The sequence below is a fragment of the Variovorax sp. LjRoot130 genome, assembly GCF_964253755.1.
Lineage (GTDB): Bacteria > Pseudomonadota > Gammaproteobacteria > Burkholderiales > Burkholderiaceae_C > Variovorax.
Window position 1 is genome coordinate 5,181,375 of record NZ_CAXURM020000001.1, and the last position, 25,347, is coordinate 5,206,721.

General features: G+C 66.5%; 23 protein-coding genes. 11 read left to right on the forward strand and 12 right to left on the reverse strand.

What is annotated here, in order from left to right:
- The first annotated feature begins 25 nt into the window (after positions 1–25).
- From ACSQ86_RS25730 to ACSQ86_RS25745, 4 genes are all read left to right on the forward strand, one after another.
- Positions 26–1,234, forward strand: a complete 1,209-nt coding sequence (locus ACSQ86_RS25730; RefSeq protein ID WP_436309840.1) for an aspartate transaminase — start codon at positions 26–28, stop codon at positions 1,232–1,234.
- A 35-nt stretch (positions 1,235–1,269) separates the two neighbouring features.
- Positions 1,270–1,941, forward strand: a complete 672-nt coding sequence (locus ACSQ86_RS25735; RefSeq protein ID WP_436309841.1) for an RraA family protein — start codon at positions 1,270–1,272, stop codon at positions 1,939–1,941.
- 76 nt (positions 1,942–2,017) lie between these two features.
- Positions 2,018–2,791, forward strand: a complete 774-nt coding sequence (locus tag ACSQ86_RS25740; protein WP_436309842.1) for a glucose 1-dehydrogenase — start codon at positions 2,018–2,020, stop codon at positions 2,789–2,791.
- 17 nt (positions 2,792–2,808) lie between these two features.
- Positions 2,809–3,843 (forward strand): L-idonate 5-dehydrogenase, encoded by a 1,035-nt coding sequence (locus ACSQ86_RS25745; RefSeq protein ID WP_436309843.1) that lies wholly within the window; start codon positions 2,809–2,811, stop codon positions 3,841–3,843.
- Here the strand turns inward: ACSQ86_RS25745 and ACSQ86_RS25750 are convergent, their stop codons facing one another.
- Positions 3,844–4,479 carry a LysE family translocator gene (locus ACSQ86_RS25750; protein ID WP_093108490.1) on the reverse strand — a complete coding sequence of 212 codons (636 nt, stop codon included), beginning with the start codon at positions 4,477–4,479 and terminating at the stop codon, positions 3,844–3,846.
- Between the two features lie 212 nt (positions 4,480–4,691).
- On the opposite strand from ACSQ86_RS25750, the gene ACSQ86_RS25755 reads away from it, so the two are divergent.
- Both ACSQ86_RS25755 and ACSQ86_RS25760 read left to right on the forward strand, forming a co-directional pair.
- Positions 4,692–5,492, forward strand: a complete 801-nt coding sequence (locus ACSQ86_RS25755) for a hypothetical protein (RefSeq protein ID WP_436309844.1) — start codon at positions 4,692–4,694, stop codon at positions 5,490–5,492.
- Positions 5,493–5,524: 32 nt separating this feature from the next.
- Positions 5,525–6,031: a BON domain-containing protein gene (locus tag ACSQ86_RS25760; protein ID WP_436309845.1), complete on the forward strand. Its 507-nt coding sequence runs from the start codon at positions 5,525–5,527 to the stop codon at positions 6,029–6,031.
- A 15-nt stretch (positions 6,032–6,046) separates the two neighbouring features.
- On the opposite strand, the gene ACSQ86_RS25765 is transcribed toward ACSQ86_RS25760, so the two are convergent.
- Both ACSQ86_RS25765 and slmA read right to left on the reverse strand, forming a co-directional pair.
- Positions 6,047–6,697: a catalase gene (locus ACSQ86_RS25765; protein ID WP_436310302.1), complete on the reverse strand. Its 651-nt coding sequence runs from the start codon at positions 6,695–6,697 to the stop codon at positions 6,047–6,049.
- A 112-nt stretch (positions 6,698–6,809) separates the two neighbouring features.
- Positions 6,810–7,457 (reverse strand): nucleoid occlusion factor SlmA, encoded by a 648-nt coding sequence (gene slmA / locus ACSQ86_RS25770; RefSeq protein WP_093108487.1) that lies wholly within the window; start codon positions 7,455–7,457, stop codon positions 6,810–6,812.
- A gap of 124 nt (positions 7,458–7,581) precedes the next feature.
- On the opposite strand from slmA, the gene galE reads away from it, so the two are divergent.
- Positions 7,582–8,601: a UDP-glucose 4-epimerase GalE gene (galE, locus tag ACSQ86_RS25775; RefSeq protein WP_436309846.1), complete on the forward strand. Its 1,020-nt coding sequence runs from the start codon at positions 7,582–7,584 to the stop codon at positions 8,599–8,601.
- Between the two features lie 9 nt (positions 8,602–8,610).
- Here the strand turns inward: galE and argB are convergent, their stop codons facing one another.
- Together argB and ACSQ86_RS25785 are read right to left on the reverse strand one after the other, a co-directional pair.
- Positions 8,611–9,504, reverse strand: a complete 894-nt coding sequence (argB, locus tag ACSQ86_RS25780; protein WP_436309847.1) for an acetylglutamate kinase — start codon at positions 9,502–9,504, stop codon at positions 8,611–8,613.
- 43 nt (positions 9,505–9,547) lie between these two features.
- A complete protein-coding gene (locus tag ACSQ86_RS25785; RefSeq protein ID WP_436309848.1) occupies positions 9,548–10,642 on the reverse strand; it encodes an MraY family glycosyltransferase in 1,095 nt (364 codons plus the stop codon).
- Positions 10,643–10,686: 44 nt separating this feature from the next.
- Here ACSQ86_RS25785 and ACSQ86_RS25790 point away from each other — a divergent pair, with 44 nt between their 5' ends.
- Positions 10,687–11,442 (forward strand): glycosyltransferase family 2 protein, encoded by a 756-nt coding sequence (locus tag ACSQ86_RS25790; RefSeq protein ID WP_436295661.1) that lies wholly within the window; start codon positions 10,687–10,689, stop codon positions 11,440–11,442.
- A gap of 11 nt (positions 11,443–11,453) precedes the next feature.
- On the opposite strand, the gene ACSQ86_RS25795 is transcribed toward ACSQ86_RS25790, so the two are convergent.
- From ACSQ86_RS25795 to ACSQ86_RS25805, 3 genes are read right to left on the reverse strand one after another with little or no spacing between them, the layout of a single operon-like run.
- A complete protein-coding gene (locus ACSQ86_RS25795; RefSeq protein ID WP_436295662.1) occupies positions 11,454–12,503 on the reverse strand; it encodes a glycosyltransferase family 2 protein in 1,050 nt (349 codons plus the stop codon).
- 12 nt (positions 12,504–12,515) lie between these two features.
- Positions 12,516–13,532: a glycosyltransferase family 2 protein gene (locus tag ACSQ86_RS25800; RefSeq protein ID WP_436309849.1), complete on the reverse strand. Its 1,017-nt coding sequence runs from the start codon at positions 13,530–13,532 to the stop codon at positions 12,516–12,518.
- Entirely contained in the window at positions 13,529–15,529 is a 2,001-nt protein-coding gene (locus ACSQ86_RS25805) for a glycosyltransferase family 2 protein (RefSeq protein ID WP_436309850.1), read from the reverse strand. Before ACSQ86_RS25805 ends, ACSQ86_RS25800 begins: the two co-directional genes overlap by 4 nt.
- A 114-nt stretch (positions 15,530–15,643) precedes the next feature.
- Between ACSQ86_RS25805 and ACSQ86_RS25810 the strand changes: the two genes are divergently transcribed.
- Genes ACSQ86_RS25810 through ACSQ86_RS25820 form a run of 3 tightly spaced genes read left to right on the forward strand, consistent with a single transcriptional unit; the run spans position 15,644 to position 18,615 of the window.
- A complete protein-coding gene (locus ACSQ86_RS25810; protein WP_436309851.1) occupies positions 15,644–17,065 on the forward strand; it encodes a mannose-1-phosphate guanylyltransferase/mannose-6-phosphate isomerase in 1,422 nt (473 codons plus the stop codon).
- Positions 17,062–17,865 carry an ABC transporter permease gene (locus tag ACSQ86_RS25815; RefSeq protein ID WP_436309852.1) on the forward strand — a complete coding sequence of 268 codons (804 nt, stop codon included), beginning with the start codon at positions 17,062–17,064 and terminating at the stop codon, positions 17,863–17,865. Before ACSQ86_RS25810 ends, ACSQ86_RS25815 begins: the two co-directional genes overlap by 4 nt.
- A 6-nt stretch (positions 17,866–17,871) precedes the next feature.
- Positions 17,872–18,615, forward strand: a complete 744-nt coding sequence (locus ACSQ86_RS25820; protein WP_436309853.1) for an ABC transporter ATP-binding protein — start codon at positions 17,872–17,874, stop codon at positions 18,613–18,615.
- On the opposite strand, the gene ACSQ86_RS25825 is transcribed toward ACSQ86_RS25820, so the two are convergent.
- From ACSQ86_RS25825 to ACSQ86_RS25840, 4 genes are read right to left on the reverse strand one after another with little or no spacing between them, the layout of a single operon-like run.
- Entirely contained in the window at positions 18,587–20,734 is a 2,148-nt protein-coding gene (locus ACSQ86_RS25825; RefSeq protein ID WP_436309854.1) for a glycosyltransferase family 4 protein, read from the reverse strand. The two genes, ACSQ86_RS25820 and ACSQ86_RS25825, sit on opposite strands and share 29 nt — an antisense overlap.
- Entirely contained in the window at positions 20,727–21,683 is a 957-nt protein-coding gene (locus tag ACSQ86_RS25830; protein WP_436309855.1) for a GDP-L-fucose synthase family protein, read from the reverse strand. The genes ACSQ86_RS25825 and ACSQ86_RS25830 overlap by 8 nt, the downstream gene beginning before the upstream one ends.
- 55 nt (positions 21,684–21,738) lie before the next feature.
- The gene (locus tag ACSQ86_RS25835) at positions 21,739–22,884 is read right to left on the reverse strand and encodes a glycosyltransferase (protein ID WP_436309856.1); all 1,146 of its coding nucleotides are present in this window, start codon (positions 22,882–22,884) and stop codon (positions 21,739–21,741) included.
- On the reverse strand, positions 22,881–25,235 hold the full coding sequence (locus tag ACSQ86_RS25840) for a glycosyltransferase (RefSeq protein ID WP_436309857.1): 2,355 nt from the start codon (positions 25,233–25,235) through the stop codon (positions 22,881–22,883). Before ACSQ86_RS25840 ends, ACSQ86_RS25835 begins: the two co-directional genes overlap by 4 nt.
- Positions 25,236–25,347 lie beyond the last annotated feature (112 nt).

Consider the following 25,347-nt stretch of genomic DNA (forward strand, 5'->3'; position numbering starts at 1 on the left):
TACATCCCGCACCCAAGGAAGATCCGTGACCACCTCCCGCATCGCCGCCCGCGTACGGCGCATCAAGCCTTCGCCCAGCACCTCCGCCGCGGACCGCGCCAACGAGCTGCGCCGCCAGGGCAAATCGATCGTCAACCTGGTGGTGGGTGAACCCGACTTCGACACCCCGCTGCATATCCGGCGCGCCGCCGCCGAAGCCATGGACAAGGGCGCGACGCGCTACACGCTGATGTCCGGCACGGTCGAGCTGCGCCAGGCCATCGTCGCCAAGCTGCAGCGCGAGAACGGCCTGACGTACGCGATGAACGAAATCATCGTCACCAGCGGCGCCAAGAGCGCGATCTACAACGCCTTCGCCATCACGCTGGAACCGGGCGACGAAGTGATCATCCCCGCGCCCTACTGGGTGTCCTACCCCGACATGGTGCTGGCCTGCGAAGGCAAGCCCGTCATCGTCGCCTGCCAGGAGGCCCACGGCTTCAAGCTCACGCCGACCCAGCTCGAGGCCGCCATCACGCCGCGCACGCGCTGGCTCCTGATCAACTCGCCGAGCAATCCCACGGGCGCCAGCTACACGGCCGACGAATACCGCGCGTTGGCGGATGTCCTCATGCGCCATCCGCACGTGATGGTGATGACCGACGACATCTACGAGCACATCCGCTTCGACGGCCTGTCGACGCCGCACATCCTGGCGACCGAGCCCGCCTTGCGCGAGCGCACGCTGGCCGTCAACGGCGTCTCCAAGACCTATGCGATGACCGGCTGGCGCATCGGCTGGGCCGCGGGCTCGGCCGATCTGATCACGGCGATGGACACCCTGCTCTCGCAGTCCGCCGGCAACTGCTGCTCGATCAGCCAGGCAGCCGCAGCGGCGGCGCTCAACGGCGACCAAAGCTTCGTGGCCGAGAGCGTGGCGGTCTACAAGGAGCGGCGCGACCGCACGCTCGCGCTCGTCAACGCAATCCCCGGCCTGAGCTGCGCCACGCCGCCCGGCGCCTTCTACCTCTACATCCATTGCGCCGGCCTGATCGGCAAGACCACGACTGCAGGCAAGCAACTGAACGAAGACGGCGACGTCGTGATGTACCTGCTGGAAAGCGCGGGCGTGGCCACGGTCGCCGGCACCGCCTATGGGCTCTCGCCCTACTTCCGCCTGTCCATCGCCACCTCGATCGAAACACTGGAAGAAGGCTGCACGCGCATCGCCCGCGCGGTGGCCGAACTGCGCTAAGCGCACGAACCATCGCCGCCACCAAGGACACACCCATGCCATACAAAGCCATCCGCAAGAACCCCTCGGCCGCGCAGGTCGATCCGAAGATCCTGGCCGCGCTGCGCGAGATGCCCGTCGCGGCGCTGAGCGACAACATGCACCGCAACATCGGCACCACGGGCCTGAACCCCTATCACCGCCCCGTCGCCCGGACCATGGCAGGCACGGCCGTCACGGCGCGCTCGCGTGGCGGCGACAACCTGACATATTTGCGCGCCCTCGAGTTCTGCCGTCCCGGCGACGTGCTGGTGATCGATGCCGGGGGCATCCTCAACAACGCGGTGGTCGGCGGCATCCTGTCCTTCTACGCCGCCCACATCGGCGTCGTGGGCGTGGTGGTCGACGGGGCGATCCGCGACGTGGCCGAAATCCGGGCGCGCGAGTTCCCGGTCTACGCACGCGGCGTCACCCATCGCGGCCCGTACAAGGATGGCCCGGGCGAGATCAACGTGCCGGTGTCTGTCGGCGGCATGGTGGTCAACCCCGGTGACATCGTGGTCGGCGACCAGGATGGCCTGATGGCCTTCGCGCCGGACGAGGCCGAGCTGTTGATCGAGAAGGCACGCGCGCACCTGGAGACCGAAGCCGAGACGATACGGGCCATGAAGGAGGGTCGATGGGACCGTTCCTTCATCGACGCGCTCGAGGCCCGCTGCGCCAACTGAGCGCATCGGCACCGCGCGCGAGGCGATACTCCGCTACTCGGCCACGCGCCACACGCACCTTGATGGAGACACCGCCTTGAATCCCGTCCTCAAAAGCTTCGACCTCAGCGGGCGCACCGCCCTCATCACCGGCTCCAGCGCCGGCATCGGCTACGCGCTGGCGCGCGGACTGGCGGGTGCCGGTGCGCGCGTGATCCTCAACGCGCGCAGCGCCGACAAGCTCGAACAGGCTGCGGCACGGCTGCGCGAGGAAGGCTTCAGCGTCTTCACCGCCGCCTTCGACGTGACCTCGGGCGAGGCGGTGGGCGCGGCCATCGAGCGCATCGAGGCCGACATCGGCGCCATCGACATCCTCGTCAACAACGCCGGCATGCAGCGCCGCGGCCCGCTCGACCAGTTCGAGGAAGCGCACTGGCACGAGCTGATGAAGACCAACGTCGACAGCGTCTTCCTGGTCGGCCAGGCGGTGGCGCGCCGGATGATCCCGCGACAGCGCGGCAAGATCATCAACATCTGCTCGGTACAAAGCGAGCTCGGCCGCCCCGGCATCGCGCCCTACACCGCCAGCAAGGGTGCGGTGAAGATGCTGACCAAAGGCATGGCGATCGACTGGGGCCAGCACGGCATCCAGGTCAACGGCTTGGGGCCGGGCTATTTCAAGACCGAGCTGACCGATGCCTTGGTCAACAACGCCGAGTTCACCGCGTGGCTGGTGAACCGCACCCCGTTGCGCCGCTGGGGCGACGTGGAGGACCTGGTCGGCGCGGCCGTGTTCCTCGCGAGCGATGCGTCCAACTTCGTCAACGGCCACATCCTGTACGTCGACGGCGGCGTCACTGCCACTCTCTAGACAACAAGGGATCAGCCATGGAAGCACTCGTCATCCACGCCCCCGGCGACCTGCGCGTCGAAGAAGTCGACACCCCCGAACTCGGCCTCGGCCAGCTGCAGGTGCGCGTGCGCTGCGGCGGCATCTGCGGCTCCGACCTGCATTACTACCAGCACGGCGGCTTCGGCACCATCCGCATCAAGGAGCCGATGGTGCTGGGCCACGAGGTGGCCGGCGTGATCGAGGCCGTGGGCGCCGGCGCAGGCAGCTTTGCGGCCGGCGAGCGCGTCGCCATCAGCCCGAGCCGGCCCTGCGGGCTGTGCCGCTACTGCCAGCAGGGCCTGCAGAACCATTGCCTGGACATGCGCTATTACGGCAGCGCGATGCGCACGCCGCACGTGCAGGGCGCCTTCCGCCAGCAGATCGTGGTCGAGCACTGGCAGGCGCATCGGCTGGCCGACAGCGTGAGCGACGGCGAGGGCTCGATGGCCGAGCCGCTGTCGGTCGCGCTGCATGCGGTGCGCCGCGCGGGCCCGCTGCTCGGCAAGAGCGTGCTGGTCACCGGCTGCGGGCCGATCGGCGCGCTGGCCATCATTGCGGCGCGGCGCGCGGGTGCCACCCACATCGTGGCCACCGACGTCGGTGCGCACACGCTGGGCAAGGCGCTCAAGGTCGGGGCCGACGAGGTGGTGAACGTGGCCGAGGAGCCCGATGGCTTGGCGCGCTTCACGGCCGACAAGGGGCATTTCGACGTGCTGTTCGAAGCCAGCGGCAACCAGCGCGCGCTGGTCGGCGCCTTCGATGCGCTGCGCCCGCGCGGCATCATCGTGCAGCTGGGGCTGGGCGGCGAGATGACGCTGCCGATCAACACCATCGTGGCCAAGGAGTTCGACCTGCGCGGGGCCTTCCGCTTCCACGAGGAATTCGCGGTGGCGGTGGAACTGCTCAACAAGGGGCTGGTCGACGTGAAGCCGCTGATCTCGGCGACCTTGTCCTACCGCGACTCGGCGCGCGCCTTCGCGCTGGCGGCCGATCGCTCGCAGGCGATGAAGGTGCTGCTGAACTTCGATTGATCAGGTCGCGCTGCGCCGATAGAAGGCCAGCGAGCCCGCCAACGCCAGCAGCGCGCCGCCGCAGCAGCGGTCCAGCCACAGCACCGCACGCTGCCGCAGCAGCTTGACGGCGCGCGCGCCGATCACGGCATAGGCCAGCATCACCGAGAAGTCGAGACCCGCGAACACGATGCTGATGGCGGCGTACTGCGGCCACTGGGCTGCAGCGGGATCGATGAATTGCGGCATCAGCGCCGAGCAGAAAAGATAGCCCTTGGGGTTGGTCACGGCCACCAGAAAGGACTTGGCGAAGATGGCGCGCGGCGTCGCGCCGCTCGGCACCTCGCCTTCCTGCCGCGAGAGGTCGAGCCCGCCCTGCGAGCGCAGCAGCCGGATGCCGAGCCACGCCAGGTAGGCCGCGCCCACCCACTTGAGCACCGAGAACCAGAACTCCGACGCCGCCAGCAAGGCGCCGAGACCGAGCGCCACCGCACCCACGAGCACGAAGTCGGAAGCGACTGCGCCCAGCATGCCGGGCAGCGAGCGTCGCACGCCGAAACGCGAGCCGTTGGCGAGTGCGAGCAGCACGGTGGGGCCGGGCGTGGCGATGGCCACCAGCGCGACGAAAGCGAAGACGAGCAGGGTTGCAGTATTCATGTGGCGCAGCTTAGCCGAGGCGCGCGATCAAGGGCTTCTTTTGCAACTCTTCGTTGCAGGCTTCCGTCCTACATCTGCTGCGGCGCTTTTCCGAAGTTGGTGTTGCAACAAGGCTTCGTTAATTCGTTCTGTGGTCGAGCTCCCTGGCGAAGAGAAGGAGCCCGGCTTTTTCGGGAACAGGTATCTCATCCATGCACTGACTCGATCTCATCATGACTGCCCTCACCGCCAACTTCGTCCCCCCGCCCGGCCCCGTGTCTGCAGAAGCATTCGGGGGCTTGATCGACCTGTCGAGGGTGCTGCTGCACAGCGACCCGTCGACCACCGTGGTGTGCGAGACCTGCCGGACCATCAACCGGGATTCGGCCCTCTTCTGCAAAGGCTGCGCGGGCAAGCTGCCGGCCTTCTACGCGACGGGTGCCGTCGCGGACAACGCTTCGCACGCGCCGGGCATCGACGACGAGCGCACGCCTACCGTGCTGACGCTCGCGATCTCGGTGCTGGGCTTTACCGCGGCGCTGGCCACGATGCTCGCCTTGCTCGGCCTCTGGTACGGCGGCGGCACGACGGTGGAGCCGCCACCGGTTTCGACGGCCACCTCGCCCGCGGCCGTGACGCCGGTGGCTGCGCCCAGCGTGCTTCCGGTCGCGCTACCGGCGATGGCTTCGAGCCTCCACGCCACCTCCTCGGGCGAGAACCCGACGGCCGCGGTGTTCGTCGACGAGCGGCCGGCACCTCCCGCGACAGGCCCCGCGCTGAAGCGCGAGCCGCGCGCCCACGCCCAGACCGTGCGCAAGACTTCGGCGCTGCCGCCCGAACAGCGGGCGGCGAGCTTCCGGCGTTCGGCGCCGGGCCCGCTGGCATCGTGCGATGGACGCAACTTCATTGCGCACGCCGTCTGCGTCAACAACCGCTGCGCCCAGCCCGGCAGTGCCCACCACCCGCAGTGCAAGAAGCCGCTGAGCCAGCGCCGCCAGGACGAAGCGCGCCGCAATCTGTTTCTGGGCAATTGAGCCCCGCGGGCAAGGGGGCGGAAGGAACGACGGTGACCTTGCAGAAACTCAAACCGGCCCTGGCGCTGTGCGCAGCGGGCGCCATCCTGTCGCTGGCGGCGTGCAGCGATCAGGTGAGCAAGCAGAGCGCCGAAAGAAAAGTCGACTCCGCGGTGGAGAAGACGCAGGACGCGACCGTGGCCGCCGCGCGCAAGGCCGCCGAGCTGGCGGAGAAGGCGCGCGACAACACCAAGGCCTACTTCGAGTCGCCCGAGGTGAAGCGGGACGTCGCGGCGGCCAAGGATGCGCTGAAGAACGCCGGCGACGCATTGACGGCCAAGACGGACGACGCCGCGATCACGGCCTCGGTCACGGCCGCGCTGGCGCGCGATCCCGAGCTGAGCGCCCGGCGCATCGACGTGCGCACAAACGCCGGCACGGTGCGGCTCGCCGGCCCCGCGCCGAGCACCGAAGCCAAGGCGCGGGCGGAGACAATCGCCCGCGCCGTGAAGGGCGTCAGCTCGGTCGACAACCGGCTCGAGGTGACCGCGGCGAACTGAGGCCGCGCTCCTCGATCAGCTCCGGCTCTCGGCATGCGCCGGCTTGCCGACCTGGATCGTCACTTCTTCGCCCTTGATGCGGGCCTGCACGGCGCGCACCGCGTTGTGCACGCGCTCGCCGTAGTCGGCATCGGCCTGGCGGAAGTGGTTGATCGCACGGTCGATGATGTCCTGGCGCGTCACGGCGCCGAGGCTGCCGGCGATGCTGGCGACCAGGCGGCTCTTGGCCGCCTCGTCCATCAGGCGGTAGAGGTCGCCGGCCTGCACGAAGTCGGTGTCCGCTGGGTGCTTCGTCCAGGCGTGGCTGCCGGTCCAGCCGTGGATCTCGAGCGGCGCGTACACGGGCTCGTTGCTTTGCTTGGGCGCATCGCTGAAGCTGTTCGGCTCGTAGTTGGGCGCGCGGCCGCCGTAGTCGTAGCGCATCGCGCCGTCGCGTCCGTAGTTGGCGGCCTTGGTCGCGTGCGGGCAGTTCACCGGCAGCTGCGTGTGGTTGATGCCCAGCCGGTAGCGCTGGGCGTCGCCGTAGCTGAACAGGCGCCCTTGCAGCATCTTGTCCGGCGAGGGGCCGATGCCCGGCACGAAGTTGGCGGGGTTGAAAGCGGCCTGCTCGATCTCGGCGAAGTAATTGTCGGGGTTGCGGTTGAGCGTGAGGGTGCCGATGTCGATCTATCTCGGCAATAGAGCCGAACCCCCGTTCGCCCTGAGCTTGTCGAAGGGCTCGCCCCGGCTTCGACCCTTCGGCAAGCTCAGGACAGGCCAAGCTCAGCCTGAACGGTTTTTAGAGCATCAAGGCGACTGCGGCTTCCAGATGCTCGGAAGGCGCACGGCGGAAGCCCGAGCGCGCGAAGCGCTGTAGGCGGCCGACCACGAAGGCGGTGAGCGTCGAGGCGCGCACCTGCGCATCGACACTCGGCGTGGCCGAGCCATCGGCCGCCGCCGCACCACGCAGGGACTGGCGCAAGGTGGACTCGATCTTGTCGAAGAACTGGTTCATGCGGTTCTGCAGGCGCTCGTTCTCGTAGACCAGCGCATCGCCGACCATGACGCGGGTCATGCCCGGGTTCTTCTCCGCGAACTGCACCAGCATCGCGACGACGCGCGCGGCCTGCTCGTGACCCGGCGCCTCGCGCTCGGTGATCTGGTTGATCAGCGTGAACACGCTCTGCTCGATGAAATCGATCAGGCCCTCGAACATCTGGGCCTTGCTCGCGAAGTGGCGGTACAGCGCGGCTTCGCTCACGTCGAGCCGCGCCGCGAGCGCCGCGGTCGTCACCCGCTCGGCGCCAGGCTGTTCGAGCATGGCGGCCAGGGCCTGGAGGATCTGCACGCGCCGCTCGCCCGGCTTGGGGCGTTTGCGCGTCGGTACGGCCACCGGACCTGAACTGCTGTCTTCAGCGCGCGAGGCGCTTGTCTCATCGTTCTGCATGGGCGCGTGCAAAATGTAAAAAATTGATTCTCGCACAGCGCAGTGAGCGCGTGCCTACTGGGCATGCACTGTACGTCGCGCAGAATGGCTGGGCTTTTTTCACACAATCAGCGAAAGAAAAACGATGGGTTCGACGATTCTCGTGACCGGCGGGGCCGGCTTCATCGGCAGCCACACCTGCGTGGCACTGGCGGCGGCCGGCTACACGCCGCTGATTCTGGACAACCTCGGCAACAGCGACGCGCGCGTCGTCGACCGGCTCGCGCGCATCATCGGCACCGCGCCGCGCTTCATCGAAGGCGACGTGCGCGACCGCGCGCTGCTCGACAAGCTGTTTCGCGAACAGCCGATCGCCGGCGTGATCCATTTCGCGGGCCTGAAGGCGGTGGGCGACTCGGTCGCCGACCCGATCACCTATTACGACAACAACGTGCACGGCAGCTTCGTGCTGGCGGCAGCGATGCAGGCGGCGGGCGTGCGCACGCTGATCTTCTCGTCCTCGGCCACCGTCTATGGCGACCCCGACCGCTCGCCGATTCCCGAAAGCGCGGCGCTCAGGCCGGCCAATCCTTACGGCCACTCGAAGCGGATGGTCGAGCAGGCCCTGGCCGACCTGCAGCATGCGCACCCGGCCTGGCGCGTCGCGCTGCTGCGCTACTTCAACCCGGTCGGTGCGCACGAGAGCGGCTTGATCGGCGAGCATCCGCAGGGCAAGCCCAACAACCTGATGCCCTTCGTCTGCCAGGTGGCCGTGGGGCTGCGCGACAAGCTCGCGGTGCACGGCGGCGACTATCCGACGCCCGACGGCACCGGCGTGCGCGACTACGTGCACGTGATGGACCTGGCCGAAGGCCACGTGGCGGCGCTGCGCCATGCCGAGCAGCAGCCCGGCCTGGTCACGCTCAACCTGGGCACCGGCCAGGGCGCCTCGGTGCTGGAGGTGGTGAAGGCCTTCGAACGCGCCAGCGGCAAGACCATCGCCTACGAGATCGGCCCGCGCCGGCCGGGCGACGTGCCGGCCTACTGGGGCGACCCCTCGCTCGCGCAGGCCACGCTGGGCTGGCGCGCGCAGCGCGGGCTGGAGCAGATGTGCGCGGACAGCTGGCGCTGGCAGCAGGGGAATCCGAGGGGCTACGAGAGCTGAGGCGCGCGTTCAGCGCGCACGGATCATCGTCCCGTAGGCCTGATCCGTGAGGATCTCCAGCAGCATCGCGTGCGGCACGCGCCCGTCGATGATGTGTACGGTGTTGACGCCGCTCTTGGCGGCATCGAGCGCGCCTTCGATCTTCGGCAGCATGCCGCCGGAGATGGTGCCGTCGGCGAACAGGTCGTCGATCTCGCGCGCGCTCAGGTTGGTCAGGAGCTTGCCGTTCTTGTCGAGCACGCCGGGCGTGTTGGTGAGCAGCATGAGCTTCTCGGCCTTCAGCACGGTGGCGAGCTTGCCTGCCACGACGTCGGCATTGATGTTGTAGCTCTCGTTCTCCTCGCCGAAGCCGATCGGGCTCACGACCGGGATGAAGGCATCGTCCTGCAGCGCGATGACCACGCTCGGGTCGATCGAGACGATGTCGCCGACCTGGCCGACGTCGTGATGCAGGTTTGGGTCGTTGCGGTCCGCCATCTTGAGCTTCTGCGCGCGGATCAGGCCGCCGTCGCGCCCCGTGAGGCCCACCGCCTTGCCGCCGGCCTGGTTGATCAGGCCCACGATGTCCTGCTGCACCTCGCCGGCCAGCACCCACTCGACCACCTCCATGGTCTCGGAGTCGGTCACGCGCATGCCCTGGATGAAGTGGCCCTTCTTGCCAAGCCGGTTGAGCGCCGCCTCGATCTGCGGGCCGCCGCCGTGCACCACCACCGGGTTCATGCCGACCAGCTTGAGCAGCACCACGTCTTCGGCAAAGTCGGCCTGCAGCGCCGGGTCGGTCATGGCGTTGCCGCCGTACTTGATGACGATGGTCTTGCCGTGGAACTTGCGGATGTAGGGCAGCGCCTGGGCCAGGATCTCGGCCTTGTCGCGCGGGGGGATGTTGAGGACGGGATCGGTCATGGTCGGCGGTGGAGTAGACGGATGCGGCGGATTGTGACGGAACTCAGGGCCGGAGCCAGCGCGGGACCTTGAAGCGAACGATCATGAGATAGGCCGCCACGTACGTCGCGATGAACAGCGCGCAGAAAGCCATCAGGATCGGCGTGTTGTTCCAGAACAGCACGGCCGGCACCACGGTCAGGGCCGCGAAGATCCACAGGTAGGGCGAGGTGCGGTTGTTGCGCGCCAGCAGCTGCCTGGCCTCGTCGTCCGCGAAGGCCACGCGGACGATGCGCCGGAAGATCAGCTGGTGGAAATGCAGTGCGTCGGCATCGCCCGGCGACTGGCCGCGCGCCAGCTTGCGGTAGATGGAGAACACCGTCTCCCACACCGGGTAGATCAAGAGCAGCATGGGGAACCAGGGCGAGACGACGCGGTGCCGCTGCACCAGCGTCACCACGGCGATGGCGATCACCATGCCCCAGACGTAGGCGCCGCCGTCGCCGGCGAAGATCTTGCCGCGCGGGTAGTTCCAGACCAGGAAGCCCGCCGTCGCGCCCACCAGGCAGATCACCATGGCGGCGAGCTGGCGGTCGCCGACCTGCAGCGCCACGTGCGAGACCGCGAGGCACACCAGCACGGCCACGGTACCGGCCAGGCCGTTGTAGCCGTCGATGATGTTGAAGGCATGCGGCAGGCCGCCGATGGCGAAGGCCGCAAACAGGATCGCCGCGTAGGGCCAAGCCTGCAGCCAGCCATCGACGAAGCCGATGCCGGTGCGCGAGACGCCGAGGCCGAGCAGCCAGCACAAGAGCAGCGCCGAGCCGATGGTGAGCGCGAGCCGGTAGCGCACCGAGACCCGCTGGGTCAGGTCCTCGATGATGCCGCCCAGCACGGCGGGCGCGATGCACAGCAGCGTAAAGGCGGAAGCCTTGAGCGGCCACGAGACGTTGAAGGGGTCCGGGCCGATGCCGGCCACCAGCCAGGCGGCGCCCGTGCCGAGGAAGATGCCGGCACCGCCCAGCCGAGGCACGTGGCCCTTGTGGAAGCGCTGCGGCATGTCGGTGCCGTAGCGCCGCGCATGGCGGCGCGCCCGGCGCATGAAGAACAGCACCGAAATGGCGGAGACGAGAAAGCTGATGACGATCAGGGTAAGCATGGATGGAAATCGGGAACCCTAGAATCCCCGAGCGAAATTAGACCATGTCCACATACCCCTCCCCCTCGCCCGCCGTCACGGTCTCGATCGTGAGCCATGGTCAGCTCGAACTGGTGCGCCCGCTGCTCGAGCAGTTGGACCGCTTCAGCCGCGCGCTCACGGCGAAGGTCGTGCTCACGCAGAACATCCCCGAGCCCGACCTGCTGGCGGGCGCCAGCTGGGGTTTCGAGATCGAACGCATCGAGAACGCGGTCCCCCTGGGCTTCGGCGCCAACCACAACCAGGCGTTCGATCGCTGCACGACGCCCTGGTTCCTGGTGCTCAACCCGGACATCCGCTTCGATCGCGACGTGCTGGCGCCGCTGATCGCCCAGGCCGCGCCCGACAGCGGCCTGCTCACGCCGCGCATCCTCGAGCCGGGCAAGAGCGAGCCCGAGCAGCACCGGGCCATCATCACGCCGCTGGAAATCCTGCGGCGCAAGCGGCCGGACTATGTGCGCCCGCTGGTGCCGGACTGGATTCCCGGCCTCTTCATGCTGTTTCGCAGCGAGGCCTACCGCCAGGTCGGCGGCTTCGACGAGCGCTTCTTCATGTATGGCGAAGACTTCGACATCTGCGCACGCACGCGGCTTGCCGGCTGGAAGCTGCAGGTGGCTGAGGACCTGACGGCGCTGCACGATGCGCAGCGCGCCAGCCGAACGAGCCTGAAACACCTGTACTGGCACGTGACGAGCCTGCTCAAGGTCTGGCTGTCGCGGCCCTTCTGGCGCTATCGGCGGATGCATCCGCCTCGTCCCTGAGCGGATGCCGGCTAGCGAGCCAGGCGCCGCAGGCTTCGCAGCCCGGGCAGCCGCGTCACGGCGGCGATAAGCCTCACCAGGGCGGGCGAATCGTGCTCGAGCAGGAAGGCGATCACGCGCATCTTGAGCTTGACCCGGCGGCTCACATAGGGATTGGAAAGCACGATCCCCACGTATTCCGTGAAACGGGCGCGCATCTCCTCCTGATGCTCGTGCCGCAGCTTGATGGCCTGGATCGCTTCGTCCACGAACACCTGGCCGAACCTCGGTACCAGATAGTCGCGCAGGTAGAAGCGGTTTCGCCGCGGCTCGTCGGGGAACATGGCCAGCAGCTTCTTGAAATACCTGAAACGGCTTCTGACCATTCGGATGCTGAACGAGGTGCTCTCCGTATGGATGCACCACACCGTCACGGCACGGTCCACGAAATGGTTGCTGTAGCCCTGGCGAAAGATCCGCAGGAACAGATCGTCGTCTTCGTAGCCCATGAACTGCGGATCGAAGCCGCCCACGGCCTCGAAGGCCTCGCGGCTCACCAGCGCCGCCGAGGGCAGCACGAACATGTCTTCGCGCAGCAGCTCGAAGATATCGCGCTTCGGATGCGTCGAATGCTCCTTCACCACGCCGGTGCGGATGGTCTTGCCGTCGGCGTGCGCCTCGTAGACGTCGGCATAGACGAAGCCGAACAGCCGATCGCCGTCCGGGATGGCCGACGCCAGGGTCTCGATGTGGTTGGGCAGGTAGAAATCGTCCTGATCCAGGAAGCAGAGATAGTCCGAAGTGGAAGCCGCGACGCCGGCATTGCGCGCCGAGCCCTGCCCGCCGTTTTCCTTGTCGACGATGCGGAAGGGATAGCGGATCGCCAGCGCATCCAGCGCGGCCCGCTCTTCGGCGCGCGAGCCGTCGTTAACGACGATCACCTCGGCGGCCGGCACCGTCTGCTCGAACACGCTCTTGACCGAGCGTTCGATGAAATCGGCGCCGTTGTAGAAGGGGATGACGACCGCGACGCTTGGCCATCGCGTGGGCTGATCGGTCGGCGTGTCGGGCGAAACATTCATGGGGTGCATTGTCTATACGGATTCGAACAGGTCGCGCACAACGCCGCGCACGCCGCGGCCGAACTTGTCGTAGCGGCCGGTCATGGCTTCGCGCAGCACCGGCAGGCAACGCGCGATGCGCGACGCCGGCAACGCCGCCCGGAAGCGCTGGTGCGTCACCTTGCCGCGCACCTTCTCGATGGTTTCGGGCGCCACGCGATCGCCGGATTCGAGCAGCCTCGCCAGCAGGATCTCGGCCTTGATGGCGCGTTCCACATGAATGCGCCCCCTGGAAGCCAGTGCCTTGCGGACCTTGCCGGCGAACGAATCGCGGCGCGCGCCGATCTGGTTGGCTTCGTGCTGGCGGTACTCGATCCAGGGCTCTTCCAGCACGTCCACCTCGCCGGTGGCGGCGGCAATGATGCCCAGCCATTCGTCGTGCACCCATTCGGGCGGCAAGGGCATCGCCTGGGCGAGCAGGGAACGGCGGAAGACGGTGGTTGCGCCGGTCACCAGGTTGCGGCGCAGGAAGACGTCGAATGCCCGGCCGCCATGGATGCGTTCGGCCTCGAAGGGCTGTACTTCCAGCGCGTGGAAGAGCGTCTGGCCCAGGTCTTCGCGATTGGCACCGACCAGGCGCGCGTCGGTGTGCAGCAGGAGCAGCCCGGGCCGGGTTTCGAATTCGGACACCATACGCGCGAGCCTTCCCGGTAGCCACACGTCGTCTTGGTCACTCAGCGCAATCAATTCGCCCTCGCAGGCTCCGATGGCCTGCTCGAAATTCTTCGTGACACGCAGGGCCACGGCGTTGTGCAGCACGCGCAGCGGCAGCTGCAGGCCCGGCCGTTCGCGCATGCATTCATTGACGGCGGCGCGCAGCACCTCGATCGAATCGTCCTTCGAGGCGTCGTCGGACAGCACGATCTCGGCCGGCGGCGGCTCCTGCAGGCAGATGCTGCGCACCTGCTCGCGCAGGAAGCGGGCGCCGTTGTGGGTGCACAAGGCAACGGAGACGCGGAGGGCTGGCCTGGCGGCTTCGGCGGCGTTCATGGCTGGGGCTGCGGGCTATGGATTCGAAGCGGGGCGTCGAGGGGCGCCACGCGGGGGGGCCAGGCCAGGCCGAAGCCTTCATGGTCGAGCGTGAGATTGGGGTTGTAGGCGGGGTCCGCCGCCAACAATTCGCCCCAGCGCTGCCGCATGTAGGCCGACTCCATTTCGAAGCGCTCGCGCGCTTCGGCCGTGATGTCCGCGCCGCGCGTGGCCGACTCGTGGTGCAGCAGTTCCGCGTACGGCGTCCAGACGTTGCGATAGCCGGCTTCCCGCAGCCGCAGGCAGAAGTCGACGTCGTTGTATGCCACGGGGAGGTGCTGCTCGTCCAGGCCGCCGACCTGTTCATAGAGGCTCTTGCGCACCACCATGCAGGCGGCCGTCACCGCGGAAAAAGACTGGATCAGTTGAGCGCGGCCGCCATACCCCGGCTGCCAAGCCTCGAAGTGCTTGTGCGCATGGCCCGCGATGCCACCGACTCCGAGCAGTACGCCGGCATGCTGCAGCGTGCGATCGGGATACAACAGCTTCGCGCCGACCGCGCCGACACCCGGCTGCATCGCGATCGACACCATCTCGGCCAGCCATTCGGGCGAGATCACCTCGATGTCGTTGTTGACCAGGGCCACGAATTCGCCTTGGGCGCGCGAGACGGCGAAGTTGTTCAGTGCAGAATAGTTGAAAGGCCTGTCATCTCGAAGCACGGCGAAGCCCGGCTGGGCATCCAAGCTCGCAAAGTAGGCCAGCGCCTCGGGATCGTCCGAGCCGTTGTCCACCAGCAGGATCTCGTAGTTCGGATATGCGGTCCTGGCCACGATGCTTTCGACGCACTGGCGCACCAGCGCCTCGGCATTACGCGTGGGAATGATCAGCGTCACCAGCGGCGGCAGTTCCGGCAGCCCGTAGCGCACGCAGTAGCCCTGGGGCACGGCTTCCGCCACGGCGCTGACGCCCGCGCGTCCAAAATGCTCGTTCAATGCTCGCTCGGCAGCAGCTTGCGCATAAGGCTTGGCGTCAGCAGACTGTGCCGTGCTCTGGTCGTGCGCGCGCCAGTGGTAGAGCACGCGCGGTATATGCCGGATCTGCGCGCTGTTCAGGCGCTCCATGCATCGCAGCGCCAGGTCATAGTCCTGCGATCCTTCGAAGCCTTCGCGAAAGCCGCCTACCCCCTCGACCAGCCGTTTCTGGTACGCACCGAGGTGGGAGAACATGTTCTGCGAGCGAAACAGATCGGGATTCCAGTCGGGCTTGAAATAGGGATGACTGCGCCAGCCTCGCGCGTCGATCGTGTCTTCGTCCGAGTAGATCATGCGTGCCTCGGGGTGCTCGACGATTTCCCGCGCAACGCAATAGAGCGCATGCGGTGCCAGCAGGTCGTCGTGGTCGAGCAGGACGATCCACTCGCCCGACGCAAGCGCCAGCGCGCTGTTGGAGGCGACCGAGATGTGCCCGTTGCGCGCACGAAACTCGACCTTGATCCGCGGATCGCTCCGCGCGTAGCGCCGAAGGAGCGAGCGGACCTCATCGCGGGTCGAGGCGTCATCGGCGATGCACAGCTCCCAGTCCGGATAGATCTGCGAGCGCACCGATTCGATGGCCTGGCGAAGCCAGGCTGGACGGCCGTTGTAGCTCGGCATGATCACCGACAGCCGCGGCCGCAACGGCCAGGCGGCGACGGCGTTTCGCAGACCCATGCGCATGCTTCGATCCGGCGTGTCGTAGGCCGCCACCCATTCCTGATAGCTGGAGCGTGGCCGCACCCCCCGGAAGGCGTGCATGGCGCGCTTGGCACGCTGCGCATGCTCCTGCAACCAGCGCAGCGGGGCGGTGATGCGCCAGCTGATGGACTGCCGAAGGGCGCTCGCTTGCGCCAGCAAGGTCTTGTGCTGCGATTCGAGCGCGCTGATGCGGCGATGGAGGCCGACATCCTGCCCGCGGGGATCGGACTTCGGCTGCGCACACGGCGACGCTGCCGTCGGCAACGTCGGCTTACTCTGCATCGGGGGAAATCACGAAATTGGCGGGCATCCGTGCCTGAAGTTGTGTCTGATCGTTAGGCTATCGCTGAACCGAGACCGGTAAAATTATCCCCTTCTTCACACACCCCCCAAAAAATGCGCTTGCTTTCTGTTGTGCTCTCGGGAGGCGCAGGCTCCCGTCTGTGGCCCGCATCGCGACAAGCCTTCCCCAAGCCCTTCATGAAGCTCGGCGACTCGACCCTGCTTCAGCAAGCCATCGAGAGAGGGCAGGCATGCGGCACGGGCGACTTGATGGTGGTGACTAACAAGGACCACCAGTTCTTGACCAAGGACGTGCTGCGCCAGATGAGCGATCCGCCATCGGCCACCTTCCTGCTCGAACCCAAGGGCCGCAATACGGCGCCCGCCATCGCCCTGGCGGCCTTGCAGTGCGAGCGTCAGTTCAGCGGCGATACCGTGATGCTGGTGCTCTCCGCGGATCATCTGGTGCCCGACGTTGAGGCCTTCGTCGCGAGCGCGAGCGAGGCGTTCCGGCTGGCCCAGGAAGGTGCGCTGGTGCTGTTCGGCATTTCGCCGACCGCGCCGGAGACCGGCTTCGGCTATGTGGAAGTCGAGCGCGTCTCGCGCGACAGCCAGCCGGTCAAGCGCTTCGTCGAGAAGCCGGACCTCGCCACCGCGCAGGAATACCTGGCGACCGCCCGCTACTACTGGAACAGCGGCATGTTCTGCTTCACCGCGGCCGCGATCGTCTCGGCGATGGAGCTGCATGCGCCGGAAGTGCTGAGGGCGGCGCGCCATGCGCTGGACACGGCGCAGACCAAGGGCGAGGCGATCAGCTTCGACCTGCACGCCTTCGGCCTGCAGCCCGACATCAGCATCGACTACGCGGTGATGGAACACGCCGACAACGTGCGCGTGGTGCCGGCCCGATTCGCCTGGAGCGACGTGGGCTCCTGGCCCGCCGTCGCCAAGGCGCAGCCGGCGGATGCCAGCGGCAACACTTTTCCCGACGATCACGTGGTGGCCGTGGACACCACGGGCACCCACATCCAGGTCGAGAGCCATGGTCCCAAGATCGTGGCGGCCCTGGGCCTGCGCGACCTGGTGATCGTCGACACGCCCGATGCGCTGCTGGTGGCCCACAAGGACAGCGCGCAGCAGGTCAAGAAGGTGGTCGACATCCTCAAGGCGCGCAAGCACGAAACCGTGAATCTGCCCGCCGTCGTCCACCGCCCCTGGGGCACCTACGCCTCGCTCAAGGAAGAAGACGGCTACAAGGTCAAGCGCATCACGGTGAAACCGGGCGAGGCGCTTTCGCTGCAGTACCACCACCAGCGCGCGGAGCACTGGGTGGTCGTCCAGGGCACGGCGATCGTCCAGATCGGCGATGTGGAGCACAAGACCTTGCCCGGCGAGTACCGCTACATCCCGCTCAAGGAGAAGCATCGTTTGACGAATATCGGACAGGATGAACTGGTTCTCATCGAAGTCCAGTGCGGTAGCTACCTCGGCGAAGACGACATCGTGCGCCTGGTGGACACCTACGGACGCGTATGAGCCAGGCGCACTCCAACCTTCATCGCAACGCTTGGGCCGATTGGTGGGAAGGCACCCGCCGCACCGATATCTGGTGGACGCTGGCCTGGTTCGACATCGTGCTGCGCTACCGGCGCTCGATGCTGGGGCCCTTGTGGCTGACCCTCAGCATGGGCGCCATGATCGGCGGCATGGGCCCGCTGTACAGCTCGCTGTTCGGCACCGAGCTGTCGAAGTTCTTCCCGCATCTGGCGCTTGGCATCATCTTCTGGAGCTTTTTCTCCAGCATGGTGACCGATGCCTGCAATGCCTTCATCGGATCGAGCAACTATCTCAAACAGGGTTACTTCCCGATCAGCCTCTTCGTCTGGCGGAGCATGGCGCGCAACCTCATCCAGTTCTCCCACCACATCGTGCTCTACGTGCCGGTGGCCCTGTGGGCCGGCATCTCGCTGTCGTGGTCTGCGCTGCTCTTCGTGCCCGCCTTCCTTCTGACGCTGATCAACGCCCAGGCGCTGGGCATGGTGCTCGGCCTCATCTGCACGCGCTTTCGCGACGTGACCCAGATCGTCACCAGTGTGATGCAGATGCTGATGTTCCTGACGCCCGTTTTCTGGCTGCCTGCGAGCCTGCCCGGACGGGCCCAGTACATTCTCTACAACCCGTTTGCACAGATGCTCGAACTGCTGCGCACGCCGTTGATGGGCGGCGTGGCAGAGGCTCACAACTGGTGGGGGATTCTGGGGTGGACGGCGCTGAGCTTGATTGCGTCGAGCCTGCTCTTCGCAAAGTACCGCCGCCGCGTCGTCTACTGGCTGTAAGGAACCATGGCTTTCATTTCACTCAAGAACGTCTCGGTCAACTTCCCGATCTACGGAGCCGGGGCCGCCTCGCTGAAGAAGACGCTCGCGGCATCCGTGACCGGCGGCCGCTTCGGCAAGGAGACCGGCGTCAACGTGGTGCAGGCGCTGAGCAACATCAACCTCGAGTTGAAGAGCGGCGACCGCCTCGGCCTCGTCGGCCACAACGGCGCGGGCAAGTCGACGCTGCTGCGCGCTCTTGCCGGCGTCTACGAGCCCTCCTCGGGCGAGTTCGTCCGAAAGGGCACCGTCTCCAGCCTGATCGACCCGGCATTGGGCATCGAGCACGACGCGACGGGCATCGAGAACATCATGCTGCGCGGGCTCGTGATGGGCATGAGCAAGAAGCAAATCGATGCGCTCACACCGGAGATCTGCGAATTCAGCGGACTGGGCGAATACGTCAACATGCCGGTGCGCACCTATTCCACCGGCATGCTGATGCGGCTGGCCTTCTCGATCTCAACCAGCGTCGAGGCCGAGATCCTGCTCATGGACGAGTGGCTGTCGGTCGGCGATGCCGAGTTCACGGAGAAGGCCGAGCAGCGGATGAAGGACGTGGTGTCCAAGTCCGGCATCCTGGTGCTGGCCTCGCATTCGCCGGACCTGATCGCCAAGGAATGCAACCGGGTGATCCACCTGGAGCACGGGCGGATCGTCGAGGTCGCGAAGACCGAAGAGATCAGCGCGCAGCGCGCCGCAGCGCTTTGATCTCCTCGAGGCGAGCGGCGATTCTTCGGCCTGCAGCCTCCAGCGACAGGTTGGCCTCGGCGCTCGCCTTGCCTCGCGCTCCGACCTCGCGCGCCCATTGCTGGTTGTCGTAGACGCGCCGCATGAGCTGCGCCGCATGCTCGACGGACGGCTCGGCCCACTCCAGATCGGCGTCATAGGGCGGAATCGGCTTGCCGAGCTTCACCAGCTTGTAGGGCACGAGCAGGCTGTTGCTCTCGTCCATGAAATCCACATTGCCGGAGAAGTTGGTGGCGATCACCGGCTTGCCCATGAGCATCGCCTCGGCCATCGTCAGGCCCAGGCCCTCGCTGCGGTGGAGCGACACATAGGCATCGCAGGCATCCATGAGCGACAGCACCTCGTCGGGGCTGTAGACCTGGTCGATGACCGTGATGTTGGCGCTGGCGGCGGCGGCGTCGCGCAGCGCCTGCATTTGCACCGGATGGCGGTCGCCGAAGGAGGTCTTGAGGACCAGGCGCACGTTCTCGTCGGTGCCGAACGCCGCCTTGAAGGCGCGGATCAGGCCGTGCGGGTTCTTGCGCTCCATCACGCTCATCATGTGGAAGGTGAACAGGAAGGTGAACGGCTCCTCGCTCAGTCCGAAATAGGCTTTGCTCCGCCGCTCATAGGGCGCCAGCTTGACGCCCGGGAACAGCGTGCGGACCGGAATGCGCAGGCGTTCCCGCAGCCCGCGGGCCACGAACTCGGTGGCTGCCCAGACCTCGTCGACCTTCTCGGCATGCTTCACCCATGAATCGGGGATGGAATCGAATTCCCAATACCAGTAGGCGATGCGGTAGCTGCGGGGGCTGCGCTCGAACAGATGCGTGCGCTGGTAAGCCTCATCGAAGAAGGGCTCGGGCTGCGTGTGGACGATGGTGACGTCGTAGTACTCCATGCCGCGGAAATCGACATGGTGAGGATCGTCCTTGGCATCGGTCCAGACATCGCGCAGCGACGCGGAAACACCGACGCGTCCCATGGCCTCGATCATGGATTCGGCCGAGACGCGCAGACCCGACGCGTAGCAGAAGTGGCCGATCATGTTGACGCCAGGCTGTGCGAGCTCGCGAGCGACGGATGCCGCATCGAGCCGGCCGCACCAGGCGCGCGCCGCATCGGACAGGCCAGCAGCCGGCAACGACAGCCAGGCGAGCAACGCGCGCGCATGCTCTTCATCGGCCAGCGCGTCGGGATGCGCGGCGCGCCACGCGCTGCGTGCCCAGTAGGCGCTTCGAATCTGCAAGGCCGGCTTTTCCCAGTCCGGCCAGGTCGATGGATCCACCCAGCGGCCCGAGGCGCCATACTCGGCGGCGAACCAGGCGCAGAAAGCTTCGCGGCCGAAGACGGTGAGACCGTCGGGATGCAGTTCCTGCCATGGGGGCGTGAACGCATAGGCCAGCATGAGCTCACTCGCGGGGTTCTGGGCAGCCTGCAGGAAGAGCCACCAGAGCGCCTCCTGCGGCAAGCCGGATTCGCTCGCGCCGTATTGCATGAGCCATCGAAAGAGGTCGGGCATGCCGGCGGGCGTCAAGCCATGCGGCGACAAAAGCCACAACACCTTGTTCGTGAGAAGCGCCTGCCGAGCGGGATCGGCGATGCCGGCATCCAGCGCGTCGAGCGCGAACTGCAAGGCTGGATCGGCCAGGTGCAACTCGGCGGCGCCCTCGTCCTGCAACCATTGCGCGAATCCGCCGCGCCGCCCGCTTTCGAGCGCCATCGGGAAGCGCGCCCGAAGGTCGGCGCGCTTGCGCCACAGGTCGATCAGGAACCGCGCGGCCGAATCGCGGTCCGCTACGTCCTGGGGCGAAACGGCGGGCCACAGAATCCCGCTCGGCGGCAGGCCGGTGGTCTCGCTCACAGCGGCATCGTCGAACAGGTCGAGCGGCGCAACGGCCGGCACCGGCATTCCGCGCTCGCGCAGCGTGAGCCGATTTCGCTCGGTTTCGACCAAGGCCGTGAACCGGGTCGCCCGCGCTTGCTCCGCCGCGCGACGGCGCAGGAATTCCAGCCGCTCGCGCATGAGCCAGGGCGTGGCAAGCCACCAGGCGCCCTTGGCGACGCGCCTCGCATAGCGTCTCAGCAAATATTCAGACATGGCGCTGGAGAAAGTCCTGATAAGCATTCTTGAGGCCGAGGCCGAGCGGGGTGCGGGCTTTCCACCCCAGCGCGGAGAGCCGACTCACATCCAGCAGCTTGCGCGGCGTGCCGTCGGGCTTGCTGGCGTCGAGCTTGAGCTCGCCCTCGTAGCCCACGGTCGCCTTCACGAGTTCGGCGACCTCGCGGATGGTCACGTCCTCGCCCACGCCGATGTTGATCAGGGGCGTCACATCGGGATGGGTGAGCGCGGCAAAGCGTTCATCGGGAAGGTCGAGGAGGAACAGGATGGCTTCACCGAGATCGGACGAGTATATGAACTCCCTGCGCGGCGTGCCGGAGCCCCAGACGACCACCGCGGGATCGGCCTTGATCTTGGCCTCGTGAAACCGGCGGATCAGCGCCGGCAGCACATGCGAATGCTCGGGGTGGTAGTTGTCGCCGGGGCCGTACATGTTGGTCGGCATGGCGGCGAGATAGCGCGTGCCGTACTGGCGATTGAAGGCCCAGCACGACTCCACGCCCGCGATCTTGGCCAGCGCATAAGGGCGATTGGTGGCCTCCAGCGGACCGGTCAGCAGGTACTCCTCTTTGATGTGCTGCGGGCAGTCCCGCGGATAGATGCACGAGGAGCCGAGGAAGAGCATGCGATCGATGCCGGCTTCGTGGGCCGCGTCGAAGACGTTGAGCTGGATGCGCAGGTTGTTATGCAGGAAGTCGACCGGGAAATTGGAGTTCGCGAGGATGCCGCCCACCTTCGCCGCGCACATGACGACGTGGTCTGGACGGTGCTGCAGAAAGAACGTCCGCGTGGCATCGCGATCCTCGAGGTCGAGCTCGTCGTGGGTGCGCGTCAGCACCTCGCAGTCGGGGCGGCTGCTCAAGGCCTGCAATGTGGCCGTACCGACGAGACCGCGGTGTCCGGCGACGAATAGCTTTTTCTTTTCCATCTGTAACCTTAGTAGCGTCGCAGCGAATGCGACGAAAAGTTGCGCGACGCGGCGTTCAACGGCCTAGCAGTTGCCGGGCCAGCCGGACCATGGGATGCCAGATGAAGCGCGTCGACCTGAAAACGGCGTGACGCTGGACGAACGCACGCAAACGGGCGGGTATGGATGCCGCCGCCGGCGACGCGGCGGGTTGCGGGTCGACCTGCACATCCGCAAACTTGTGTTGATAGCGGGCCGCATACAGTGTCTCGCTGGGCGCCAGGATGAAGCGCACCAGGTCTTCCTCGACCCGCTCCCACATCGCACGGCCCGCAATCGTACTTTCCCTGGCTCGCGCGCCCAGCCGGACCACGTCGGAAAAATCGAGCGGCTGCGGATCGTGGATGTCGTAGAGCAGGCCGTTGACCCCGGGGAGGACGTACTCGTTCATGGTGCCGTGGTTGGGCGCCACGACGCACTGGCCGCGCCCCATTGCCTCCAGGAAGGACTGGCCGATTCCCTCCTCGGCCCGGGGTGCGAAGTACACATTCGCGCGCTCCATCAGCGCTTCGAGATCGGCCTTGTTCTCGAACCAGGTGGAGGTCGTGATGTGGTGCTTGGCGATGTCTTCCTCGGTAGGCAAACGCGGCGGCGGCGTGCCCGGATCTGTCGCGAGATGGATATGGAAGCTGTCGAAACGGCTGCCGTCGATGAGCCGGCGAATCGTCTGCCAGGGCAATTGCAGTTCGCGCCGGAGCCAGAAGAACCCGTGCAGGCCCTGCCGAGCAGGCACGGGCCGCGCGTTCACGGGCTGGTAGTAGCGGACGAAGTGGCTCGCGATGCCGAAGGCGGTCGTCATGGACTGCAGCGCATTCGAGAAGTTCAGCACCTTCGAGCCCTGGAACGGTTCCCAGAACGCAGACAGGTTGTAGATCGGTCCTCGCCAGAGACCGAACTGATCGAGCATCGGGATATAGACGACGTTCGGGTGCGCCTGCCTGAAGTACGGGTGGTCCGGCCGGCAGAACGACTGGAACATGATCACCACGTCGTGCGAAGCGACTTCGCTCCAGGCTATGGGCGGCCCGCCCTGCCACGCGTCGTCCCAGAAATGATCGACGACGTGTCCATGGCGCCGCAGTATCTCGGGCAGGAACTCGGTCGAGCGGGTGGTTCGGTGGAACGAGTGGTCGATGTAGGCAATGCGCGCCACGTCGCTCATCCCCTGAGGCGCTTGTATCCGCGCGCGGCGGCGCCATACAGGCCGGGATGCTTGTAGAGCAGGCTCTTGGCCAGCTCCTTGACCGAGCGCTTGAAGGTGGGAGAGGGCGCAACCGGTTGAGACGCAACGGCCACGTCGACCGGGTGCTCCAGCGTGGCCATCGAAGCCCAGCCCAGGGCACTCAGAAAATCAGGCTTGCTCTCGTGGGCCGCGAAGACTCTGCGCAGGAACAGCGTGTGATTGCTCGGACGATCGCTCTGCTCGGCCGCAAACGCGCCAGCCAGCCTGAAAAAGCTGTGATAAAGCCCGCTGACTTCGACCGGCGAGAGAGAATCGAAGCGATCGCTCACGACGCGCATGCACTCGATGCTGTGCTTGCGGACATCCCCCGAGGTACCGCCCATCGAGTAGTTGACGGTAGCCTCTCTCGTATAGACGAACCTCGCGCCGGACTCCAGGCAGGTCATGATCCATTTGAAATCGGCGGCGATCTTGTAGGAGCTGTCGTAGGGCCCGGAGCGCTCGTAGGCTGCACGTGTCGCGTAGATGCCGTTGTGGCAATCGTTCGCGCAGGTGAAATAGCTGCCGGGGTGCACGAACGCGGGATGCCATTCGTGGATGATCGAGCCGTCGCGAACAAGCGCCGTCGTCATCAACAGCGCCGGCTCTTCGCACATTTCTCGCATTCGGTGGACCGCGATCTCCGCCGCATGCGGCTCCAGCCAATCGTCGGAGTTGAGGATGCAGATCAGTTGCCCGCGCGCCAGCGGCACCGCCTTGTTGACCGCATCGTAGAGGCCGCCGTCTGGTTCGGACACATAGTAGTCAAGCCGGTCGGCGTACCGCTGAATGAGCTCCAGCGTGCCGTCGGTCGACGCTCCATCCAGCACGATGTGCTCCACGTTGCCGTAAGTCTGCTGCTGAACGCTTTCGATGGTCCGGGCGAGCGTCGCCGTGTTGTTGCGCACCACGGTGACATAGCTCACCAGCGGTTCGTCCTGCGTGCCCGATTTCAGGCGGCCCAGGGTACGCAGTCCGCCTTCGGAACGGTCGCCCTTGGCTTCGCCGGTCGAGGGCAGGCGGTCCGACCAGACGGGCCAGTCGCTGTCGACGCGGTTCGACAGCGGAGCGCCATGCGCCGCAAAGGTCGGTCCCAGGCTGCCGTTTCGGTAGCCGAGGAAGCTGGCCTCAGCCATGCTGTCGACGCTCACCTCTGCCAGCCCTTCGGGCGTGGCGGGCAGCAACGCTGGCCGGCGCCTCAGATGCGCAGGCCGGGCGGCATGTCGTTCATGTGCAGAGGCAAGCGTATCCATCACGATTTCGGCGCAGCGGCCCCAGTTGAACAAGGAGGCCCTCTGCAGGCCTCGACGAGAAAGATCTTCTCTATAGGCGTGGGAGCTTGCGATCTTCCGAATGCCCTGCACGACACCCTGCACGTCGTCGGCGCCCAACATCAGCCCGGCATCTCCCACCACCTCCGGCAGGGACGAATTGTCCGCGCAGATCACGGGCGTGCCGCAAGCCATGGCCTCCAGCGGAGGTAGGCCGAATCCTTCGTAGCGCGAGAGGTAGACGAAGCACAGTGCGTCGCTGTAGAGCGCCGACAGATCGGCATCGTCCACGAAGCCCGTCAGAACGATGCGATTGCGCCATGGGCCGGCGGCGGCAAGCGCCTCGTCGAGCTTGTCGAGCTTCCAGCCTGACATGCCTGCGAGCACCAGACGCATGTCGCTCGTCTTGTCCTGCTCGAGATAGTGGACGAAAGCGTTCACGACCTGGTCCAGGTTCTTCCGGATCTCCAGCGTCGCCAGGCTCAAGACAAAGGGAACGTCGGCCGGAATTCCGTATTTCGCGCGCATCGCGGCCCGCTCGCTTCGGTCGTCGCAAGGCTTGAAGCGTTCGCCGGCAGCCAGTGGAATCACGGTGATCTGCCCCGGACTCAGATCGGGACGGTACGCGAGCAGCTCCTTCTTGGTGAACTCGGAGATCGCGAAGATCGCCGTGCGCTCGTCGAGGCTCGCGATGATGTTGCGGACTTCCGTGGCGGCTTCCAGCGAGAAGTAGTCGGGCCGATTGATCGCGATCAGGTCGTAGATGACGTGTGCCTGAAGCACGTTCTCGTCGTCCAGCCACTTGCGCGGCGCCACGCCGAACGGGGAAAAGAGGATGTCGGCATCGGCCGAGGGGGGCCGGCGGTTGTCGTGAAGCTGGCCGGGCAAGCCGTTCGCCGCAGTGTATTCGTTGGCCTTGAGTTCGTAGCCTTCCCTGACGAGGAGGCGCGGGCTGAAGCGAGAGGACACCGCGAGCCGCCCATAGAGCTCGCTGCAAACGCGATAGACGCCGGTCTTCACGCCTTGCGCAAGCACATACATGTCCAGCGCAAGCCGTGGCGTCACTTCACTCGTCATCGAACAAACTTAAATCAACGCACGGCAGAGGCCGCGCGAGGATGATGGCAAACAC

Coding starts and splice junctions, on each gene's coding strand:
- ACSQ86_RS25735 (WP_436309841.1), top strand. CDS start 1,270: ATGCCATACAAAGCCATCCGCAAGAACCCCTCGGCCGCGCAGGTCGAT.
- ACSQ86_RS25795 (WP_436295662.1), bottom strand. CDS start 12,503: ATGAATGTTTCGCCCGACACGCCGACCGATCAGCCCACGCGATGGCCA.
- galE (WP_436309846.1), top strand. CDS start 7,582: ATGGGTTCGACGATTCTCGTGACCGGCGGGGCCGGCTTCATCGGCAGC.
- ACSQ86_RS25835 (WP_436309856.1), bottom strand. CDS start 22,884: ATGAGCGACGTGGCGCGCATTGCCTACATCGACCACTCGTTCCACCGA.
- ACSQ86_RS25800 (WP_436309849.1), bottom strand. CDS start 13,532: ATGAACGCCGCCGAAGCCGCCAGGCCAGCCCTCCGCGTCTCCGTTGCC.
- ACSQ86_RS25750 (WP_093108490.1), bottom strand. CDS start 4,479: ATGAATACTGCAACCCTGCTCGTCTTCGCTTTCGTCGCGCTGGTGGCC.
- ACSQ86_RS25745 (WP_436309843.1), top strand. CDS start 2,809: ATGGAAGCACTCGTCATCCACGCCCCCGGCGACCTGCGCGTCGAAGAA.
- slmA (WP_093108487.1), bottom strand. CDS start 7,457: ATGCAGAACGATGAGACAAGCGCCTCGCGCGCTGAAGACAGCAGTTCA.
- ACSQ86_RS25790 (WP_436295661.1), top strand. CDS start 10,687: ATGTCCACATACCCCTCCCCCTCGCCCGCCGTCACGGTCTCGATCGTG.
- argB (WP_436309847.1), bottom strand. CDS start 9,504: ATGACCGATCCCGTCCTCAACATCCCCCCGCGCGACAAGGCCGAGATC.
- ACSQ86_RS25825 (WP_436309854.1), bottom strand. CDS start 20,734: ATGTCTGAATATTTGCTGAGACGCTATGCGAGGCGCGTCGCCAAGGGC.
- ACSQ86_RS25785 (WP_436309848.1), bottom strand. CDS start 10,642: ATGCTTACCCTGATCGTCATCAGCTTTCTCGTCTCCGCCATTTCGGTG.
- ACSQ86_RS25820 (WP_436309853.1), top strand. CDS start 17,872: ATGGCTTTCATTTCACTCAAGAACGTCTCGGTCAACTTCCCGATCTAC.
- ACSQ86_RS25805 (WP_436309850.1), bottom strand. CDS start 15,529: ATGCAGAGTAAGCCGACGTTGCCGACGGCAGCGTCGCCGTGTGCGCAG.
- ACSQ86_RS25815 (WP_436309852.1), top strand. CDS start 17,062: ATGAGCCAGGCGCACTCCAACCTTCATCGCAACGCTTGGGCCGATTGG.
- ACSQ86_RS25755 (WP_436309844.1), top strand. CDS start 4,692: ATGACTGCCCTCACCGCCAACTTCGTCCCCCCGCCCGGCCCCGTGTCT.
- ACSQ86_RS25830 (WP_436309855.1), bottom strand. CDS start 21,683: ATGGAAAAGAAAAAGCTATTCGTCGCCGGACACCGCGGTCTCGTCGGT.
- ACSQ86_RS25810 (WP_436309851.1), top strand. CDS start 15,644: ATGCGCTTGCTTTCTGTTGTGCTCTCGGGAGGCGCAGGCTCCCGTCTG.